Source organism: Actinomycetota bacterium (genome assembly GCA_030774015.1).
In the GTDB taxonomy this organism is placed as follows: Bacteria; Actinomycetota; UBA4738; order UBA4738; family JACQTL01; genus JALYLZ01.
On sequence record JALYLZ010000158.1, the window covers coordinates 1 to 20536 of the forward strand.

The 20536-nt window shown below is 66.4% G+C and carries 14 protein-coding genes; 6 read left to right on the plus strand and 8 right to left on the minus strand.

All coding sequences use genetic code 11. From position 1 onward, the window contains the following. Positions 1 to 703: 703 nt before the first annotated feature. The 8 genes from M3Q23_15555 to M3Q23_15590 all read right to left on the minus strand — a co-directional run bounded on the left by M3Q23_15555 (position 704) and on the right by M3Q23_15590 (position 11781). The gene (locus M3Q23_15555) at positions 704 to 1720 is read right to left on the minus strand and encodes a hypothetical protein (protein ID MDP9343473.1); all 1017 of its coding nucleotides are present in this window, start codon (positions 1718 to 1720) and stop codon (positions 704 to 706) included. A gap of 20 nt (positions 1721 to 1740) precedes the next feature. Further along, the gene (locus M3Q23_15560) at positions 1741 to 2091 is read right to left on the minus strand and encodes a hypothetical protein (GenBank protein MDP9343474.1); all 351 of its coding nucleotides are present in this window, start codon (positions 2089 to 2091) and stop codon (positions 1741 to 1743) included. A 147-nt stretch (positions 2092 to 2238) separates the two neighbouring features. Then, entirely contained in the window at positions 2239 to 3129 is an 891-nt protein-coding gene (locus M3Q23_15565; protein MDP9343475.1) for an integrase core domain-containing protein, read from the minus strand. A gap of 1205 nt (positions 3130 to 4334) precedes the next feature. Then, positions 4335 to 5720: a tyrosinase family protein gene (locus M3Q23_15570; GenBank protein ID MDP9343476.1), complete on the minus strand. Its 1386-nt coding sequence runs from the start codon at positions 5718 to 5720 to the stop codon at positions 4335 to 4337. A 388-nt stretch (positions 5721 to 6108) separates the two neighbouring features. Then, the gene (locus M3Q23_15575; GenBank protein ID MDP9343477.1) at positions 6109 to 7485 is read right to left on the minus strand and encodes a hypothetical protein; all 1377 of its coding nucleotides are present in this window, start codon (positions 7483 to 7485) and stop codon (positions 6109 to 6111) included. A gap of 7 nt (positions 7486 to 7492) precedes the next feature. Further along, complete coding sequence (locus M3Q23_15580; GenBank protein MDP9343478.1) at positions 7493 to 9271, minus strand: hypothetical protein; 1779 nt, start codon at positions 9269 to 9271, stop codon at positions 7493 to 7495. A 3-nt stretch (positions 9272 to 9274) separates the two neighbouring features. Beyond that, a complete protein-coding gene (locus M3Q23_15585; protein MDP9343479.1) occupies positions 9275 to 10207 on the minus strand; it encodes a peptidase in 933 nt (310 codons plus the stop codon). Positions 10208 to 10557: 350 nt separating this feature from the next. Then, positions 10558 to 11781 (minus strand): ISL3 family transposase, encoded by a 1224-nt coding sequence (locus M3Q23_15590; GenBank protein MDP9343480.1) that lies wholly within the window; start codon positions 11779 to 11781, stop codon positions 10558 to 10560. Positions 11782 to 12509: 728 nt separating this feature from the next. Here M3Q23_15590 and M3Q23_15595 point away from each other — a divergent pair. The 6 genes from M3Q23_15595 (at position 12510) to M3Q23_15620 (ending at position 20203) form a co-directional block, all read left to right on the plus strand. Next, entirely contained in the window at positions 12510 to 12824 is a 315-nt protein-coding gene (locus M3Q23_15595) for a hypothetical protein (protein MDP9343481.1), read from the plus strand. Between the two features lie 2 nt (positions 12825 to 12826). After that, positions 12827 to 14431 carry a hypothetical protein gene (locus M3Q23_15600; GenBank protein MDP9343482.1) on the plus strand — a complete coding sequence of 535 codons (1605 nt, stop codon included), beginning with the start codon at positions 12827 to 12829 and terminating at the stop codon, positions 14429 to 14431. 7 nt (positions 14432 to 14438) lie between these two features. Then, positions 14439 to 15701, plus strand: a complete 1263-nt coding sequence (locus M3Q23_15605; protein ID MDP9343483.1) for a hypothetical protein — start codon at positions 14439 to 14441, stop codon at positions 15699 to 15701. 877 nt (positions 15702 to 16578) lie between these two features. Next, positions 16579 to 18897, plus strand: a complete 2319-nt coding sequence (locus tag M3Q23_15610; GenBank protein MDP9343484.1) for a phage tail sheath subtilisin-like domain-containing protein — start codon at positions 16579 to 16581, stop codon at positions 18895 to 18897. A gap of 43 nt (positions 18898 to 18940) precedes the next feature. Further along, complete coding sequence (locus M3Q23_15615) at positions 18941 to 19468, plus strand: phage tail protein (protein MDP9343485.1); 528 nt, start codon at positions 18941 to 18943, stop codon at positions 19466 to 19468. Between the two features lie 9 nt (positions 19469 to 19477). Next, positions 19478 to 20203: a phage baseplate protein gene (locus tag M3Q23_15620; GenBank protein MDP9343486.1), complete on the plus strand. Its 726-nt coding sequence runs from the start codon at positions 19478 to 19480 to the stop codon at positions 20201 to 20203. The last annotated feature ends 333 nt before the right edge of the window (positions 20204 to 20536 follow it).

A 20536-nucleotide genomic window follows, 5' to 3' on the forward strand; every position in this document is an offset into this window, starting at 1 on the left:
CTACGTTGACAAGGAGCCCAGGTGGTGGACCTCCCGCCTCAGAACTGCGGGATTACGTGAACGCGGGACTGGTGGATAACTTGAACGCGAGCCCTTTCAACTGGTGGTTTCCGTGAACGCCGACACCGCGACTCCCAGAAGCACCCACAGAAAGGTGAGGAGAACCAAAGAAGGCACTAGGCTTACCTCGGCCAAATTGCAAGCTCGAAGCACAGGAGTTGAGCCCAGTGCGCATCACAGTCTCCCTCACCATCGACGTCCCCATAACAGCGTTCTCGGCCCTCGAGGAGGCCTGCGGGGCTGCACTTCGAGGGGACCGGCGAGGCCGCGTGGGGGGTGCAAGTTCCTACTGGTGGCGACCAGAACGACGGACTTGCGGGGACGCGAGCGCTGGTCCGATTGGACCAGGCCGAGGACGCGGCGCAGGAGGAGATAGAGGAGGGAGCGGATCACGGCGCGGCATTCTCGCAGACCGGACCGTCGCTGCCGCTCTCAGGCCCGCGATCAAGTTTCCGGACCCCACGGGGCCTGCACAGCCAGAGGCCTGGATGGGGGCATCGCAGAAGCTGTGCAGGCCTTCCTGGTCATGACTCTCCTTCCTTTTCGCTCAAAGAAGAAGGCCTGTCAAGCCGGGACCTCCCCGTGTCAGGGGCGCAATATTTCGGACTCATGTCGTCGACCTAGCCAGAACCGGGTGCTGACGCTATTTGTCCGTGGACTCGGATACGACATTCCAGACGTTCCTGAACCTTGCAGCAGCCGTGAAGGCTCCCGGCTCCATTTCCTGCTCAAGTTCCTCCAAGAGCTCGCTGATGAAGCCCAGGCTGCCCCACTCATACAAGCTGCGAAATACCTCACGCAGGTGCAAGTGCCTTGGTAGCCAGATCTGGTCGCGCCCATTATCATCAGGGCTGCCGACTACCAACTCGAGCCACACGAAGTACCGTGTGATAAGGAAGACGCCAATCATGACGGTCTCCATGGACTCTCGCCTGTCTGGTCCGAAGGCGTTTAGAAGCAAACGCAACGCAAGTTCGTCCGCCGCCAATTCGAAGCCTGCCGACCGGGAAGACACCAGCGAGCGCACGACCTCGCTCATGAGAATTGGGGCGACCGCCGCGGCATCCTCTTCGAGGTGCCCGAGCTCGATATGAGCCATCTCATGAGCCAGCACAAACATCTCGTGTAACCACGTCTCACCGAGCAAGGCGGCAATCGCCTCCGGTGAGGGATGAGGGGGCCGAGCCTCTCGCAGCGCCGTCTCCACCAGCATGCCCGCTTCGTCAAAGGGCAGCCGTCGCAACATCAATGCATGCCGCAGGAGAGTAAGCTGAGTGAGGTAAGCAGAAGTGCCTTTGAAGGATCCGTACAGCCAAGCCTTGTTCATACTCCATATGAAGGTCGTAAGGTTTGCATCAACGAGGATGACTGGCGCAGTACCCGACAGCTGACGCGCCCCCGTGTGGCGATCCCATGAATTGATGAATACAAGGGGTGCCTCTCGAGAGAGGGCCGAGAGATTAGCGTTCCCTTCGACAATGAACCTCCGCAGCGCGTTGAACATCTCCTCCGTGCTTCGGGCATGTGCCTCATAATTACGTCCCACCCAGTCCTGGATGTAGCTTTCCCCTTCGGGAAACATCGACTCCCAGTTTGCGACGAGTTCCGGGCGCGGCGGGTCCCATTGCGCATTCGCAAGGACCCTTTGGTATAGAGCCACTAGTTCCTCTAGGTCCATCGCTATGGGGTTCGAGAGGACATGATTCTCACGACATCGTCTGCGGAGTAGCCTCGAATGCTCTGGCCATCCAGCACGACCACTCGGTCCCGCTTGGACTTGATCCAGGCAACAAGAACCCTAGCGATGGCGCGAACCGCGCTCGCGGAGGTGAGCACCATGATGAGCTCCGCGTATTCGTCCCCACCGAAGCTCACGGTTCGGGGAGAGAGGAACTGGTCGCCTTCCCTGCATTCATGCTGCAGGGCAGCGTGAAGAATCGCCGCCTCTGCCAGCGGTGAGACCCTAAGAACATGGCCGACCGACTGCTCCACCGCGTCTCCCCCGATATCCTGGTGGCTGTCACCCGGCACGCATGGTACTTCGTCCGCGAGTTGGCGGGCGGAACGCGGCCCTTGCATGGAGCGGATCCTCCGGAAAGGCGATTCTAACCACGGGAGTCGTCCCTTGGATTCGGGACCGGCGGAACCAAGCCGTCGGGTGCAGAAACTCGATCACGGTCACGCCGCGACCTCGTACTCCTGGATCAATCCGCCCAGAACGTCCCTCTTCCTCACACCACCGGACGGTTCGATGTCCGACTGCTCGGCCCCGCCGTCCTCGGGAGCAGCGAGATTCAAGTTCCGATGGGGGCGGTGCCCGTTGTAGTGAGCCTCGTAGGTCTTGAGCGTCCGTTCGAGGTGCCGCCTCCCGGTGATCAGAATCCAGTCCAGGCACTCCCTCCGGACGGTGCCCACCCAGCGTTCGGCGACGGCGTTCGCGTTCGGGGCCCGATACGGCGTGCGGATCACCTCGACGCCTTCGGTGCCGAACACCTCATCGAACGGACCGGAGAACTTCGCGTCCCGGTCGTGGATCAGGGCCCGGGCGCCATGATCGGCCATGTCGATGGCGAGGTTCCGGGCCTGCTGGGTGACCCAGGCCGAGTCCGGGTGCGCGGTCGCGCCGGCGATATGGACGCGCCTTGTGGACAACTCGATGAAGAACAGCACGTAGATCGTCTTCAGCCTGATCGTCTCGATCGTGAGGAAGTCACAGGCGATGATGACGCGAGCCTGGTTACGCAGGAACTCCGACCAGGTCGGTCCTCGTCTGGGTGCTGGTCGCAGGCCGGCCCGGCGAAGGAGCGTCGCGATCGAGCTCGCCGAGATCCGGACCCCGAGGCGCAGGAGCTCGCCGCGGATCCGCTGGTAGCCCCACCGAGGGTTCTCTCGCGCGAGGCGCAGTACCAGCGCGCGGACCTCAGGGTCGATCGCCGGTCGGCCCGGCGGTCGGTGCCTCTTGGTCCACTTCCGGACGACCAGACGCCGGTGCCACCGGAGCAGGGTCTCCGGTCGCACCAGGAACGAATGCCATCGCTCTCGAGGCAGGGACTGGCTGAGCGCAGCCATGAACGCTCGATCCCGCGGGCCGAACGTCGGTCGCTTACCCTGGCGCCGGAGAATCGAGAGCGGGTGGCGGAGGACCAAGACCTCGAGCTCGGCGGCTCGCTCGGCTCCTCCTCCCGGCCGAGCAACCGCACCAGGCGGCGGATGAGCAGGTAGAGCATCCACGCAAACATGGCCGTGAATTCTGGCAGTCAGGGGCGGCGCTGCCTGGGCGGCGCGGCTCGGCACGCCACGTGATCGAGTTGCTGGACCCGACGGCATTGTCGCAGACCGGGCGCCAGTGCCGGTCTCACCCGGGATCGAGTTTCTGGACCCCAAGGGATTCCAGATCCTGTTGCTGGGCCTTCCAGTTCAACGTGCTCAGGCGTTTCATTACGAGGCAGCTTGTGCCAGAGGTTGGGCATGTGACTCTCCTACCTAGACCCAGAGCGACGTGACCGCAGCGAGTCCTAGCGCCAGCGCCGCGAGGCGCGATACGCGACGGGGCCGCTGCAACAGCCTCTCCGACGCGGCCACCAGGGCAAGACCCAGTGCCCATAGGAGATGCTCGTCCGGAAGGACCGTCATCACCAGCATGAAGCACCAGCACGAGCCGAGGCAGGAGAGACCATTCCGAAGCCCGAACCGAAGGGCTCCCAACTCAGCGCGCCAGCCCCGGGGAGGCAGGGGTAATGCCCGATGGCACTCCCGAAGCGAGCGACGCTTGGCGGGGGTCATCTGCCACGCGGCGGCTCCACACAGTATGGCCGCCACGGCCACTGACCCAGATACTTGAGGCCCAAGCGCCGTCGCCACGAGCATTGCCGCCCCGAACGTGGTCCACACGGCTAAATAGGCCATGCCGAACTCCACCATGGCTCGCCCGCGTCGCCAGGTTAGGGTATTGAGCCCAGTGTGCCTGATACCCGCGAGCGCCGCCGGGCCCATCATCGCGACCGTCATCAGCTCCCAGTTGGGCAATCCTCGGGACAACTGTGACCAGCCATTCGGGGCGGCCGACGACTCCACGAACAGCCGGCAGATCCATGGCGTCCAAGCGGTTGCACCGGTAGAAGGGTCGGCCGCCGCGTGGGGCGCGGCCCCGGCATCGAGCCCTGCTAGCCCAATCCAAGCTAGTGCTACGACGGCCGCTGCCCCGAGCTCGGGACGGCGCGCGAGCAGCCTCCGAACCGGGCGTCGTTGTGCACCCGGCGCCGCGACGCCGGCCATCAGGCGAATTGGACGCTGATCCGGCCAATCGTGATCGGAGTGTCAGGGTGCCCGGTCGGCGCGATCTGGGCTGCGCCCTCCGCCCGGTCCTCGGGAGGCTCGAGGGTGATCGGACGAAGGGCCACTTCGACCCGTCCACCCTCCTGCCACGTGCCCTCAGCTGCGAGGCGGTCGAGCAGTTCGGTGATCTCCATGGAGACGCGGAGCCCGTGCGCTTGCTCGTCGCCGCGAGGATTACGGGCTCGCTCAACGCCAAAGAGAGAAATGTTTCCGACGTGGTGAGTCGCGAGATCGTCTTGGGTCGGCTGCTCCGGCAGGTTCACGTAGACCCCGTACACGGTGCCCGGATTGCGCTCGGCATCGATGCCCTCGATGTCGAGAAAGGCGCGGTGCTGAGGAACGACGGCGGCGGCCTTCCCACTCAGCGATTGCGTAGCGCGCTCGTCGATCGCGATGGGCACGCGGGCTTCCTCGCCAACCAGCCGGATCGGCTTATCCGTCGCGCCGACGAGGCTTCGCAGGGGCTCGACATCTCCGCCCGCATCGGCACTCGAGGGCTGCGGGACCTCGGGACGCTCGGGCCAAGGCCAAGGCCACTTCACCTGCATCCGCGGCTTCTCCTCGAAAGGCAACAGGGGCCTCGCGACCGCCTGATAGTACGTATAGCCGAGCTGCCTCTCCGTGTCGAGGACATCGACGCCGGTGAGCGTCGCCGAGCCGCCGCCAGCGTCGACGAAGTCGAATGACTGGCCGGTCCAGGCGACATCGGTCGGATTACGGTGGCGCTGCTCCCAAAGCCACCAGAGCCGGTCGATGTTCGCGTGGTGGAGCCAGAAGATCGGATCCTGGGCTGCGGTGTCGGGATCCCCCATCAAGCCGCCAATGGCTACGTGGATGTCGTTGTGGGGGGTCTGTTCGAGCCGACCCGTTTCGCTGAGGAACTGGCCGAGCGGCGAGGTCCGACCCCCGCCGAACTCGCTGCGTCCTGTGAAGGTTGGCCGAGACAGGGCGAACGCGGGTGAGGTGATGGATGCAGGCAATCCTGCTCCTGCGTTGATGCCGGGGTTTCTTTGGGCCACGTTCAGCGGGTTCTTCGAGCCGCCCGCGAGCGTCGGGCTCCGAAATGCCGGAGGCAGGGTGTTGTGGTTTCCCCCTCCGGCGTAATTCCAATAGGGAAGAGCCCAGTCCCTGGGCCCTCCGTTCGTGACGACCTGGGCCCGGACGATCCGCTCGAAGTAGTACAGGTACATCCGGTGCCACGACACGAAGTACCAAGACCCATGTCGGCATTGGTTCCACTGGGACAGGGGACGCGCCAAATAGGTGCCGTGGATCGCGGCTTGGTATTCCCAACTCGTTGGGTCGGTCCGGGGCTTTGTCCGCATGGCTGCGACCGCTTCCGCATACGCCACGATGATTGGATGGTTGGGAGCAAGAGTCCACACGTCTCGCCGTACATGGGCTGGTGCCATTGCCTCACCTCCTGTTCTCGGTTGGGCCGGATGACCTCTCCCCTACGAGGGCAGCTGCCCCGAATCCCGGGCTCGCGGCGCCGTGTCGATGCTGTTCCGGTCTGCGGCCTCGAGGAACGAGTGGAACAGGTAAAGGTTGTCCGGGCCGAGCGGATGAATCACCTTCAAGCTTCGTCCTCACGTCAGTGACCCGTGTCCACGCCGCCGATGGACTTCCCGCCCAGGGCCCATCCCGACGATGACTCCCGCATCTTGCCGAGCCCAAGGCTTCGAGAACATCCCGAACAGTCGGCACCGAGGACTACCCGTGGGCACTCTCGACGAACGGATCGGCAGAAGCAGTGTCCGCAGAGACCTCCACCCACAGCCCGTCAAGCTTCTCGGAGTCGTACATGCCGGCAGTCATCCGCTGCGTGAGCGCGGATACCAAGGTGTCCCTCGGCACGAGCGTCTCCTGGGTCTTGCCGAAGACGCCGGATTTCGTCGACATCATCGCGGTCATCGGCCGCCCTGCGGTCGCGTCCTCGGTCCACAGCCCGAATAGGCTGCGGGGCGTGGCGTTGCGACTCCCGTGATGGCCCACCTTGTACAAGTCGACCTGCCGCAGGAGATCGGTGTTCTCGGCCACGTCCACGATCTTGAGCGCGTACTCCCAGTTCTCGATCTGTGCGTCGCCGGGGAAGAGCAGGCGCTTTGTCCCGCCCGGCCCATCGACCTCGAATGCCAGGATCACGCTGGTGTTGTTCAGGGCGTCGTCCATGACCCGCACGATTCGGAGGAAGGACCCGATCTGCTGGCGGTCCAAGTGGCTGGTCAGCCACCTCACCGGGCCCAGGTCGCCGATGGTGGACGCGACGTCATCGCCCCCCCCCGACTGGAGCCGGTCATCCCTGGCGGCCTGGGCCAGCGCCGAGACCGTCGCCGCGGGGATGGATCCGACGACCTGCCTGTAGAGCATCCAGAACTCTGCGGGGTCCGAAGATCGTTCGGAAGCGACGTCGGCGTGCTGTTCGATGGTGGGCGGCCCGAGAACCTTCACTCGAACCCCCGGCAGCAGGGATTCGAGCGAGGTGGTCATCCCATAGCGGAGGTACTCGCCCTTCCCGTTCGCGCTCCACGTCGCGAGCTGGCCCACCGCGTCGCTATTGGCGAGCTGCGTCAGTGCCACCTGGTGCAGGTCGCCCAGCAGGCGGCTTCGCCCCGGGCGGGCGGCGATGCTCCCCGCCATAGCGTCCGCGAACTCCGATGCGGACCGGAGCGACTTGGCGAACGCCAGCGAATCCGCCCCCGGAGCACCGTTTCCCCCGGTGAAGTTGGCGTCGGCGTCGGGATCCTCGGTCCACGATCGGACCACCAGCCTCGGCGGCTGGGTTGCCTGGAGCATGTTCACGATGTCGGGCACGGCGAAGGCCGACAGATGGTCCCGGTGGCGGTGGGTGACCACCACCGCGTCGATCTGGCCTCCCGTGCGGGCGTTGATCTCGGCCGCCACCTTGGTGAGGTCCTTCCACCCGGTGGGAAGGCTGGTCGAACCGAAGTCGATCAGCACGTGGCGCTCCGACCGGTTGTCGTCCAGAGCGTCGGGATAGGTGAAGGTGAGCAGGAAGCAGTCCCCGAACCCGACCCGGTGCATCCGCACCGAGATGCGGGAGGGCGCGGCGCCGCCCTGGCCGTTCATCGCCGCATCACCAGGCCTCCCCGGCCCGGTTGTCCGGCTGGTGGAGGAGGGCGAACCGCATCCCGGCGGGCCCCCCTGAAGTGAACCCGTACCGCCCCTCGGTGTCCTTGATCCCGCGCCGGACGAGGTACTGGAGGCGCCGGGCCTGGCGGTCCCAGTCGCCCAGGCGCTTGAACTGGTGGTGCTTCACCCTTCCGAACTGGTCGAAGATGATGCTGCCGCCCCCCCACACCTTGACGGGGGTGTCACCGGTCAGGGCCGAGAGCGGTGCGAACTCCTCCGGGGCTAGGACGCGGAGGTCGGCCAGGGTGGCCTCGAGCTGCTGCACGTAGTCCACCACCGACTCGGACACCACGAACCCGTCCGGGCCGATCCGCACCGCCGGGAGAACGTCCTCCACCTTGAAGTAGTAGCTCCGGTCGATCCCGAGCAGGCCGGCGTTCTCCCACAGGAACCGGAAGGCCTCCTCGGGCTCCGAGCGCAGGGCCATGTAGTTGAAGTCGCGGTAGGTGTAGGCGTCCACCGGAACAAGAGACGGCGGCGCCGGCCAGTTCCGGGGACGGATCCCGTAGGCCTCGAACGCCTTCCGCAGGGCCGGGCGGTACCCGTGCTCGTCGTCCGGGGCGACCTCCTCGTCGGACAGCAGGATGGCGTCCAGGAAGTCCGCGAACTCGAAGTCGACCGGCGGGCAGTAGTCGATGGCCCGGATCATCATCGACAGCAGGTGCGTGGCGGACGTCGAGCCCTCCTCGGCGGCCCGTTCCCGGTCCAGCTGGCCAGCCTGGATCAGGCCCTGGAGCCGTTCGATCCACAGCTCGATCAGCGTTCGCATGACCGCCGCCACCAGGATCTCCCCGCGGCGGTGGGGCTCCTCCCACTCCAGCTTGGTGGGGTCCTTCCATTCCTCGGTGGGCTCCAGCTTGGCGGAGTTGCGCAGCCCCTCCCCGCGGGTGGCGAGGACGGCGTCCCCGAGCTCCTCCGCCATCTTCACCAGGGCCAGTTCGCGGAGCCGGTCCGGGGTGACGTCCGATTCCTGAAGGGTTCCCCCGGGCTGCTTGCGGATCAGGCGGCTCACCACCTCCTGCATGGAGAACACCGAGAGCAGCGCCACGATGTCGGCGAAGGCCTCGTGGAATGCGGGCTGGTCCGGAAGGCCGGGGGCGTCGAATCGGGACCGCAGCCCGTCGAGGATGGCGTGGGTGGTCTCGTGGGCCACGATGTCGTGGGACAGGCACGTGAACACCGGGCGGTCCGGGAGGGGAAAGTCCCCGAACAGCAGGGCCTGGTCGGAGTCGGCGTAGAAGGCGTTTGCCTCCTGGAAGGCGTGCGGGACCACGTACAACTGGTGCGATCCGAAGGCCCACGGAACCCTGCGGCCGAGAGCGGATTCGAACGCGTTCAACGTCCGTGCGGTGATCACGTACACGTTCTGGGCGTGGAACCGGTGGTCGGCCACGAGCTCCTGATCGGGCGTGTGCTCGAAGAGGTCGAGGACGGCGCCGTCCTTGCCGAGCTCGAACGGCTTCTGGAGGTTCTTGGTGATGGGGTCGTAGTCCACGACGTGGAACCGGGGGCCCCGCGGCCCCGGCTTCACCATGTGGGCCGGGATCCGGACGCAGGCCCGGAGGATCCTCGGCTCGCCGTCCGGCCCCGGTTCCATGACGCTCGGATCCTGGGCCAGGATGGTCAGGTCGAAGTACCTGCCCTGCGGGCCGCCATCCGACTGTCCGCCGCCCGCCTGTGGCTCTTCGCCCGCCCCTGGCGGGGATTCGCTTGGGGGGTCCATGCCTCAGCCGGCCATGGAGACGGACACCTGGTAGGTGCCGGTCCCGGACGGCGACCAGTGTCGGATGCGAACCTCGTACTCGCCGGGCTCGAGCGGCTGGACGATCTTCGCGTTCAGGTCGACCCCGCTGTCGTCGTCGGACGCGACAAGCGCGGTGGAGTCGCCCGGTCCGAACAGCGCCAGGACGATGTCGGTCGGCCCGGAGGTCTCGATGGTGTAGGCCCCCTGGGCGGACGCGGTGAAGTGGTAGGTGTCCTCCTCGCCGTGCACGCCGATAGATCCCTCGGCCGGGGCCCCGCCCACCTCGATCTCTCCGTCCGGTTTGGGCTGCAAAGGGTACTGGCCCGCGATGAACTGCTTGTCCATGTCCGACAGCACCTCGTTCAGCCCCACCACGAGCTCGCCGTCTGTGAACTGGGCGGGGATGGGGTATTCCATGATCGAGGTGGGGTCGAAGGTCGAGTACTGGGTGATCGTCTTGTCGTAGCGCTGGAAGAGGTTGACGTCGACCTCCAGCTGGGTCCAGTTGTTGGGTGGCCCCTCGTAGTACTGGTACACCACGGGCTTGTCCCACGGGATGCCCGCGACCGGGTTCTGGTGCTCGTGGATGCAACCGATGGAGTGCCCGAACTCGTGGGTCACCACCCGTGAGTACTCGTCGTCGGCCGTGTCCGGGGTGAGCCAGCCGAAGTTCATGGTGGGCTGGTCCTTGGCGATGCTCAGGCACTGGGTGCCGATCCAGGACCACGATCCGGGATCCTGGAAGGAGATCCGGATCTCCGCGTCGGGGTCGTTACCGAACTGGAACGTGATGTTCGCGTACTGGCTCCATGCCTCGGCGAACCTCGGGATGCGCGCCTGCACGGCCGGGTCGCCGTCCAGGAACCGGACCCGCAGGGTCTTGCCAGTCTTAAACCACATGTATCCGGTGAGCATGGCGAGGCTGAGTGGGTGATCAAAGGGGGCCCCGGGCGCGACGTGCCGAGGCGGGATGGGGGTGTTGGATGGGTTCTCGGCGACCGACCGTCCGGCGGCCTCGACCTGTCGTTCAGCGGGCAGGATTCGATCGACACAGACCTGAATAGGCTTGGCGGGATCGGCCACAGCGCCCCCTTTCTCGAAGAGCCGCCGCTCGAGGCGACGACCTTTGCACATGCCTGGGGGGCTACTGGGCATGCTGACCCCGGTTCGGCTGCGTTGTCAAGGCTGTCTCGAGGGGCTCGCCCGGCGGCACACTTCTCAAGAGGCGAGCCCTGGTATTCAATGTGGAATATGAGGGCTCCTCGCTATTTCGTGTGGGCTGACGCCATGTCGAGCTTCCCCGCGATGAGGTAGGTCATGGCGATGAGGTTCGCCTTGGTGCGGTACCCGCGGGCCCGCCGCTTGGCCGCTTGGACGAGTGAGTTGATACCCTCGAGCACGCCGTTGGAGATCCTCGTGGTGTGCCAGCGAAGGACGCCGTCCCAGTGCTCGCCCACGGTGTAGGCGAAGTCCTTGATGGGCTCGAGCCGGCTGCGGATGGCCCCGCGGTACCAACGGTCGAGGTAGTCCTCTGCGAGGGCAGGAGGCAGGTCGAAGAACGCGTCGAAGGCGAGCCGCCAGGAGTAGGCCCGGGCGGTGCGCAGGCCCCGGGTGCGAACCCGGAGCCAGGCGAGATCGGCCAGCTGGTGCTCCGAGAGCTTCTGCGGACGCTTCAGCCACAGGTAGCGGGTCGCCTTCAGCTCGGGACGGGACGGAGCCTCGCCCCGGCGGACCTCGTCGATGGCCTTGGACAGGAGCTGGGCCAGGTGGTAGCGGTCGAAGGTGATCTCGGCGTTCGGGAGCGAGGTCTCGATGCCGAGGATGTAGGCGGGGCTCATGTCGCAGCAGGCGTCGGTGATCTTCTCGGGGTCCCCGCCGTGCGCGGCGAGGTCGGTGGCGAAACGCTCCACCACCTCGTGGTCCCGGCCCTCGGTGGCGTACAGCACGGCGGAGCGCTCGAGGTCCACGAACAGGCTGATGTAGTCCTGTCCCCGCCGCGCGGAGGTCTCGTCGATCCCGACCTGGCGAACGGCTTCGTCCGTTCGGGCGGCCCGGGCGAGCTCCACGTAGTGGTGCAGGACCCGCCACAGCCTGGTGTCGTGCTCGTCGACGAGATCGGCCACGGCGCGCACCGGCATCTCGGAGACGAGAGCCATGAGCAGGGCCTCGAAGAGCAGAGTGAACCCCGACTCCGGACGGGCCCACGGCACGGCGACCTGGCGCACGCCGTGGGCGGGGCAGCTGATGCGGGGGACCCGGGCGTGCAGGTAGGCCTGGTGCTGGAAGAAGTCGAGGTGCCGCCACGTCTTCGTCTGGGTGTCGTGGACCGCACAGGCATCCTCGTCGCCCCCGGGACAGGGGAAGCGGGATCCCCGGGCGAAGTCGAGGTGCAGGTCCAGGCGGTGGCCGGCGGGGTCGAAGTCCATTGCCTCGACCACCCACGGGTCCTGCAGCCCCAGCGCGGCTTTGAACAGCTCCAGGTTGTTCACGACGGTCCTCCCCATCTGTCGGTGGCAGGGGAAGGACCGTCATTGTGACTGAGAGCGCAACCGGCTACCCACTCGATTCAGCGAGGAGCCAATATGAGGGATCGATCTGAAAGGCAGGACGACTTCCAGTTGAAGACAGGAATAACGGAGACCGTGCGCCCAAGAATTCTGCATAGCCCCGTCCGGTAGAGAGCGTACAGCTCCGATGCGCGAGGCGTGAGGGGTTAGCGACTGGCAGAAGAATTCTTCCCCGAGGGCTCGGCGCACTGGCGTCAAACCCGAGCAAGGGTCAAGATACCGCCGTGGATATCGAGCGCCCCGCTGATGGAACCATGGTTATTCGCATGTGGTTGGGCTCCCGTGGCGAGGATCGCTTCGTGGCTCGGCTCATCAGCGACGTAGGCGGTCGGGAAGCAGGGAGCCCCTCCATGGTGGCAGGCACGGCCGAGGAAGTCTTGGCCGACGTGAGAAGGTGGCTGGATCGAACCGCCGACCGCGGCTCGCCAGCTGACTTAGCGCAAGAGACTCAGCACCTCGGCGACTCCAAGGGGCAAGTGACCTGAGCCATGGCTCGCGTCGGGAGGGTAATGCGCCACATATCGTTGAATCATGGGGCCTTGCCTGCGGTTCCGAGAGCCGCGGCATCATTGACACTGGCGCCCGCTTCTCAGCTTGAATTCGGGACACCCGAAGTCAGGACCGAGCGCAGAGAACACGCGTTCCGGGAGGTGATCGAGTACCTCGAACTGCGCGATGAGCAGGTCACCCGCCCCAGCCAGGCGGTGCAGAATGCGGTGTTGTCCGAAATCGCATCGCTCGGCCTGTTCGAGCGGCTCGAGGTCCGGTTCCCGGAGGATCGGGATCATGACCCGTCCCCCAGGCCCTGGGGGAGCGAGGACCGGGAGGCCCGACTCGCGAGGTGGACGTGGGCTTGGTTCCACCAGCCCGGATCCCGGACCTGGGCAGTCTGCCTGCTAGTGACGATGGACGGACGGGACGGCGAGGAGACAGCCGCCGCCTCCCGGCCGGGCTCCAAGGAGTGAGCATGGCCACCCAGATTCCCGATGACCTCCGAGATCCGCATACTCCGGCCGAGGTCGTCATCACCTCGGGGGCCAGACGCCCGGCCGCCGACCCTCGCCTCGGCGTCGACGTCCCCCTGCGTGCGGAGGGGACGCCCCGCAACCGCCTGGTGGCGATCGGAGACTCCCTCACCCACGGGTTCCAGAGCGCCGCCATCTACCACACCGACATCTCCTATCCCGCCCTCATCGCCCACGAGCTGGGGTGGCTCCGGCAGTTCCGCCGTCCTCACTACTGGGGGTTCGGGGGCCTCCCCCTCAACCTGGAGTTCCTGGTCCGGGAGCTCGAGGACCGGTTCGGCCCCAGCCTCGACTGGTACGAGCTCCCCTTGGCCCTGTTCCGGGCCCGTCAGTGGATGGCCGAGGCCGAGCAGTACTGGGAGCACGGCCCCGGCTCGCGGATCCCCCATGCCGCGGGGATCAACCACAACCTCGCCGTGTTCGGGTGGGACCTCCGCGACACCCTGGACCGGACGTTCGACGTGTGCTCTGCGGAGATGACCGCACCCAAGCACCAGCTGATCCCGAACATCGAGAACGGCAACAACCTGGCGGCGCTCCGGGTCCTGCCGTCGGGAACCGAACATCTGCGGGGCCTGACCCCCCTCACGGCGGCCGCGGAGCTCGGAGCGGAAGGGACCGAGGAGGCGCCAGGGGACGGGGAGGGCATCGAGACCCTCATTGTGTTCTTGGGCTCCAACAACGCCCTGTCCGCGGTGACGCACTTCACGGTGCACTGGAGCGGCGCGGGCTACGACGACCTCAAGACCAAGGGGCGCTACAACGTGTGGCGACCCAGCCACTTCGCCTCGGAGTTCGACCTGGTGGTCAAGGGGGTGGAGCCCATCCGGGCCCGCCACGTGATCTGGACCACGGTGCCCCACGTGACCGTGGCGCCCCTGGCCCACGGCGTCGGCACCACCAAGCAGTACCCCGGATCCCGGTACTTCGCGAACTACACGTGGCCCTGGATCGGCGACGACTCGTTCCACCCGGGCACCGACCCCCACCTCACCCACCAGCGGGCCCGGGCCATCGACAGCGCCATCGACATGTACAACGACCACATCGAGCACAGGGTCCGTGAGGCCCGCCAGGCCGGCCGGGACTGGTACCTGCTTGACGTGGCCGGGATGCTCGACCGCCTGGCCTACCGAAGGTACCTCCAAGACGCCGCCGCCCAGCCCTCGTGGTGGACGCCCTACCCCCTCCCCCCCGAGGTGGAGGCGCTGCAGGTGGACTCGCGCTTCTTCCGATCCGATAAGACCGGCCGGCTGGAGGGGGGTATCTTCGCCCTCGACGGCGTGCACCCCACCACCGTGGGCTACGGCCTGCTGGCGCAGGAGTTCATAAACATCATGGATGCCGCCGGGGTGCAGTTCCCCCACGTGGATAGGGACAACCCCCGACAAGGGCCTCCCCGCCTGAATTGGCACCGGGTCATCCGCCGGGACTCCCTGATCTCCGCTCCCCCTGCGTCGCTCGCCGGGGACCTGCGCACCATCGGGTGGCTGGACGAGGTGATCGAGGTGTTCCAGCACCTGTTCCGACGGGGATCTTCAGCCTAGGGGGCAAATGGACATGGAGGATGATCAGCACCCGATGGAGCCGCTCGGCAGAGACGCCATCATCTTCCTCCCTGCCTTGGGCGTCGAATGGACGGACCAGTCCGTCGAGACGATGGCCCGACGCCTCGCAATTGCATTCGACCGCGCCGCCGAACGCGGAGCCTCCTTCGTGGCCAAGCTTGGGCCCGGAGAGACCTACGGAAGCGAGAACAAGAACAAGGCAGCCGTTGCCACCATCAGTCGAGCCGACGGGACAACCGAGGTCCCCGTGGCCGACCTGTATGGCTTCGATTATCATCAGACGCTGACTCAGGGCATCGCCGAGCGAAACCTCTTTCTCCAGGCCATGTCGCTCGTCGTCATGATCGGCTACTCGATGACCCGGCTGATCCGCAGTATCGTCCGTCGGCGACCTCGGGAGGACGGAAAACGGCAGCACTCGAAGCGAGCGACCGAGGTCTTCCAGCTCGTCTACGGCTCGCTTGTCCTGTTGCTCTTTTGCGCGTATGCGGGGATCGTCGTGTACGCGCTCATCAAGACGCTGACGCAGGTGAAAGCGTTCAGCAAGGGACATCCGGGAGGATCGCTGGCACAGGCGGTCGTGGTGGTGGTCGCCGCTCTGGGCATGTCCCTGCCCAAGGTGCGGACCGCCCTCTCGCATGCCGCCGTCGACTACCTGGGAGCGACCACATACCTGGGATTCGGCGCTCGCCGCGTGGACATCAGCGGCAGGCTCGAGGCGCTTCTTGAGCACGTGGCGGAGCACCAAGCCCCGGCGTACCAACGTATCTATTTCATCGGTTACAGCTTCGGCTCGATCGTAGTCCTGGACACGCTCTTCCCTAAGGGCACGCCCGCTCCGCGGCGAGCCGAGGACATCAGAGGGCTCGTGACGATCGGCTGCCCCTTCGACATGGTCCGGACCTACTGGCGCGACTACTTCGACGGCCGCTCGCGGCCGGGCGGTGAGCGAAGCTGGTGGAATGTCTACAGTCCTGTCGACGTCTTGAGCTCCAACTTCCGAAACGACGCCGAGGATGGCACACCCACCGTGGGAATCACGGCTACCGACACGTCGCTTGAACCGACCAAGCCGATCGAGAACGTCCTGTACAATCCATCGGGCTTGGACCACCTCTCGATCCCCGGACTGTTCGCGTTGGCTGGACTGCGAGCCCACGGCTCCTATTGGGACGACGACCCGGATGCCGACACCTGCCTGACCGGAGTGGTGGCAAGGCTCTACGCCGGATCGCCCGCCCTAGCCTGACCTTGGGGGAGTGCCTGCGCGATGCTCTGGTAGCGAGCGTGGACTCGACACGCCACCCGGATCTCTGAGCAGGTGGGGTCCGTCCCACCGAGCGACACAGGCACCCGATCCTGCCCGAGCCCCCGGCGACGGACAGGAGGGCGAGTGGGACTCCCCGCGTTCTCCCCGGAGGGCGGTTCGCAGGCGAGACCAACTCGGGGACGGGCTACGAGCCTGGCGGCCCGCCCGCCGAGAATGGGTCATTCCATGTGATGTTGAGCACGTACGAACGAGGCATAAGCGCTCCGGGTCACCCGCAAGCGCACTTGACTCCGATCACGCTGGCGATAGTGGTCCATCCGTCGAGGGCGTCTTGATCCCGGGTCAACTCGGACGCTGACATCATCGACCTTGCAGGTCCCCTCGGCGCAGGGCATGACACGGCAGAATGCCTCGGCCGCCTCCTTTGCTCTGGCCCGGGTGTCTAGCGGGCCTTGGTCTTGTTGCCCCGGTGCCCGATGACCATACCCGTCAGGCCCGCAGTGAGGCGGCGAAACTTCTTGAGAACTCAATTGTGGGGGGCGCAAGGGATCGCGCGATGCCAACCAGCGCGTCCTCTTTGTCGCCGGTACCTTCGAAAGCGCAATTCCGGCATGGAACGCACTGGCTGAGACAAGTCAATCGCGACGACTCGACCGACGACCGTGGACCATCAATTCCCCTTGATTCCCCGACTTGACTTGGGGTATACGCTGCTGACAGCCTGCCCGAGCAGGGGGAAGATCCTGGTGGGGGATTCGTACGGTCCAGCCCCAGCCTCGTCTGAGGTCGATGTGCCGTCTTTCCCGGCGCCCTCGCCGCACCCCGTGACGTAGGTCCCACGGAGGGAGGGCTCGATATGGCCATCGCGCCAACGTACCCCGGTGTCTACATCGAGGAGATTCCGAGCGGAGTTCGAACCATCACCGGCGTGAGCACGTCGGTGACGGCGTTCCTCGGTTCGGCGAAGCGAGGACCCATCAACAAGGCCGTACACCTCCTCAGCTACGCTGACTTCGAACGCCGCTTCGGAGGGCTGAGCCCTGACTCGGAGTTGACCTACGCGGTACGGCAGTTCTTCCTGAACGGAGGAGCCGAAGCCTGGGTGGTTCGCCTGGCCAAGAACCCTCAGCCCGCCACCCGCACCCTCCAGCGGGCGGACGGCCAAGACGTCCTGACGCTCAACGCTCTGGATGAGGGGGCGTCCGGCAACGGGATTGAGGTCCGGGTCGACTACCAGACCGCCCGGCCCAACAGCAGCTTCAACATGTCCCTCACCTTCGTCGACCCGGACAATCCGGCCTCGTCGTCGTCCGAGACGTTCGCGGACCTGTCCATGAACCGGCAGGATGCCCGATTCGCGCTCGACGTGGTCAACGGGGTGTCCCAGCTCGTGACGCTGGAGTCGAAGGTCACGGGGGCCATGATCGGAGCCCTCGGGAAGGGCACGAGCCAAAGTGCCGATCTAGTCGACGGGGGCGGAAACCCGGTGGACGTGGCGGCGCTCATCGATCCCGGGCACAGCCAGATGCTTGTCTCCGTCAACGGGCTGCCCCCTGTCCCGGTGCAGCTGGCGGCAGCTGATGCGACGGGAGCGAACGCCAATGCCAAGCTGACCAGCCTGTGCGCCGCGATCCAGGCCAAGGTTCGGGCCCAGACCGCGGGCAACACCGCCCTCTCCCAGTTCACGTGTGCTCGACAGGGGACCTCGATCCTCCTGACGTCCGGCGCCGCGGGGGAGACGTCGAGTGTCCGAGTGCTCCCGGGAGCGAGGAACGACATCTCGGCCCGCCTCAAGCTCGGGACCCTGAACGGGGGAACCGAGGCCGACGCGGTGGGTGCCCTTCGGCCCAAGGAGACCCCCGACCCCGGGCAGCTCATCAGCGGGGCGTTCGGAGATACCGAGCTCGACGCGCTCCCCAGCGCCACCCAGAACGCCCTTCAGGTCGCACTCGACGGCGACGTCGCCGCGTCGGTCTCGATCGGGGATGCCGTCTCGGCAGGGGCGGACCTCAACGCGAAGATGGCCGACGTGACCGGGCGGCTCCAGGCGGCCGTCCGCAACCTCAAACCGGGCAAGCCCGCGTACCGCGACTTCACCGTGAGCGTGGACACCGCCAACAAGAAGCTGGTCCTGTCGTCCGGGACCAGGGGCCGCGGCTCCTCGGTGGCCATGGCCGCGGGGGCGCAGAACGACATCGCCGGCGCCCTGCACCTCCTGGCCGGATCATCGAGCGTCCCGGCCGACAACGCGCACCTGGGCGGAGGGAGTGAGCAGCCATACACGGCGGCGGAGGCATACCCCCTGTTCATCGGGGACCGGTCGAAGCGCGAGGGCGTCTACGCCCTCGATGGGGTGGACGAGGTGAACCTGCTCTGCATGCCGGGTGTCACCGACCCCGGAATCCTCGCCGATGCCGCCTCCTACTGCGAGGAACGCCGCTTGTTCATGATCGTCGACGCACCGCAGACGCCCACCAAGCCGGAGGACGCCGTACAACTGGCCACCGGAACCAGCCTTCCGAAGTCCGATCACGCGGCCGTGTACTACCCGTGGATCAAGGTCGCCGATCCGCTGAAGAACGGCAAGCTGCGCTCCACCGCACCGAGCGGCGCCATCGCCGGCCTCTATGCGCGGACCGACGCGTCCCGAGGAGTGTGGAAGGCCCCCGCGGGGATGGATGCGAGCGTTTCAGGGGCACAGGGCGTCGACTACGTGCTGACCGACGCCGAGCACGGGACCCTGAACCCCCTCGGCGTGAACGCCATCCGCGTGTTCCCCGTGATCGGGACCGTGGCGTGGGGCGCCCGCACCCTCCGTGGAAGCGATCAGCTGGCCTCCGAGTACAAGTACGTCCCTATCAGGCGCTTGGCCCTGTACATCGAGGAGTCCCTGTTCCGCGGGACGAAGTGGGTTGTGTTCGAGCCCAACGACGAGCCGCTCTGGGCGCAGATCCGGCTGAACATCGGGGCGTTCATGCACAACCTGTTCCGTCAGGGAGCGTTCCAAGGCAATACGCCTGCGAAAGCCTACTTCGTCAAGTGTGACTCGGAGACCACGATCCAGAACGACATCGATCGCGGGATCGTCAACATCGTTGTCGGGTTCGCCCCCCTGAAGCCGGCCGAGTTCGTGATCATCCGCATCCAGCAGATCGCCGGCCAGATCCAGGCCTGATGCACTTGGATTGGCGAGGGGACCGAGTCGGAAGGAGGGGCACATGCCGCAGTTCAGCGTGAACTCGGAGCGGTTCGATCCGTACAAGAACTTCAAGTTCCGCGTGAAATGGGACGGGCGGTACGTGGCCGGGGTGAGCAAGGTGGGAGCCCTCAAGCGGACCACCGAGGTGGTGAAGCACCGGGACGGGGGGGATCCCAGCAGCAGCCGCAAGTCTCCCGGCCGCACGGAATACGACGCGATCACGCTGGAGCGTGGCGTCACCCACGACGTGGACTTCGAGCAGTGGGCGAACAAGGTCTGGAACTTCGGCAGCGGTCTTGGAGCAGAGGTCTCGCTGAAGGACTTTCGGAAGGACATGATCATCGAGGTCTACAACGAGGCCGGGCAGCTCGTCCTCGCGTACAAGGTCTTCCGGTGCTGGGTCTCCGAATACCAGGCCGTTCCCGACCTGGACGCGAACGCGAACGCCGTGGCGATCCAGCACATCAAGCTCGAGAACGAGGGGTGGGAGCGGGACTACGAGGTGAGCGAGCCCAGCGAGCCCACGTTCACGGAGCCCGCAGCGTAGCGGGATCGGATGCGTCCGCTCTCGCCCTCGACGCTGCTGGAGGTCTGGGAGCGGGAGGAGTCCCAGACTCCGGTTCGTCGCGCCCTGTCGCTCCTCGCCGCGGCCGAACCGGAGACGCCGACGCCCCGGTTGGCGGAGTTGCCGGTCGGGCGGCGGGACGCGAGGCTGCTGACGCTCCGCGAGTGGACGTTCGGACCAAGGGTGACCGCGGTCGCGGAGTGTTCTGGGTGCGGACAGGTGCTCGAGCTGGAGTTCGAGATCGAGCAGGTTCGAGCCGGCGATCCCCCGGTCTCGTCTCCCGGTGTTGTCACCATCGGGGACTGGACGGTGACCTTCCGGGCCCCCAATTCGCTGGATCTGGAGGCCGCCACCCAGACAGCCGACGTCCGATTGGGACGGGACCAGCTCCTTCGGCGATGCATCGTATCGATCCGGAGGGGAGGGGAAGAGGTAGAGGAGCTCCCCGAGGACGTCCTGGAGACCCTAGGGCAGCACATGGCCGAACTCGACGCCCAAGCCAACGTACGACTCGACGTGTCCTGCCCCGGATGCGGACGCCATTGGACGCCACGGTTCGACATCCTGTCCTACTTCTGGACGGAGATTCGGGCCTGGGCCGCTCGGATCCTGGCGGAGGTGCACGAGCTGGCTTCGGCCTACGGGTGGAGTGAGCGCACCATCCTCGCCATGAGCGCGGAACGACGACGCCGCTACCTGGAGTTGGTGCGCCGGTGATCGACTTCCTCGGTGACCTCGTGTCCGCCGCGCTCGGGCTCCCCGGCGACCTTCAGCCGCGTGTTCCGTCCCGGTTCGAGCCCGTGGGGATGCGGTGGGAGGCAACCGAATGGGCGGCACCCGTTGATGAGGGACCGCCCGAAGCCTCCGGACCCGAGGAGGCGTCGTCACCGCCGGTCCGACCGGGGAAAGGCGACACGGCGGGGCCGGTCGAGGAGTTCGACCGTCTCGTGGACGACGACCGAGCTCTCCGGCCCGACGTTACCACGGACGAGGGCGCCGGGGCACGGCTCGCGGGGACGTCCGACGTGGACGCCCATACCCTCGGCCCCG

Coding starts and splice junctions, on each gene's coding strand:
- M3Q23_15585 (MDP9343479.1), bottom strand. CDS start 10,207: ATGCTCACCGGATACATGTGGTTTAAGACTGGCAAGACCCTGCGGGTC.
- M3Q23_15620 (MDP9343486.1), top strand. CDS start 19,478: ATGCGTCCGCTCTCGCCCTCGACGCTGCTGGAGGTCTGGGAGCGGGAG.
- M3Q23_15615 (MDP9343485.1), top strand. CDS start 18,941: ATGCCGCAGTTCAGCGTGAACTCGGAGCGGTTCGATCCGTACAAGAAC.
- M3Q23_15575 (MDP9343477.1), bottom strand. CDS start 7,485: ATGAACGGCCAGGGCGGCGCCGCGCCCTCCCGCATCTCGGTGCGGATG.
- M3Q23_15565 (MDP9343475.1), bottom strand. CDS start 3,129: ATGGCTGCGCTCAGCCAGTCCCTGCCTCGAGAGCGATGGCATTCGTTC.
- M3Q23_15610 (MDP9343484.1), top strand. CDS start 16,579: ATGGCCATCGCGCCAACGTACCCCGGTGTCTACATCGAGGAGATTCCG.
- M3Q23_15570 (MDP9343476.1), bottom strand. CDS start 5,720: ATGCGGACAAAGCCCCGGACCGACCCAACGAGTTGGGAATACCAAGCC.
- M3Q23_15600 (MDP9343482.1), top strand. CDS start 12,827: ATGGCCACCCAGATTCCCGATGACCTCCGAGATCCGCATACTCCGGCC.
- M3Q23_15580 (MDP9343478.1), bottom strand. CDS start 9,271: ATGGACCCCCCAAGCGAATCCCCGCCAGGGGCGGGCGAAGAGCCACAG.
- M3Q23_15605 (MDP9343483.1), top strand. CDS start 14,439: ATGGACATGGAGGATGATCAGCACCCGATGGAGCCGCTCGGCAGAGAC.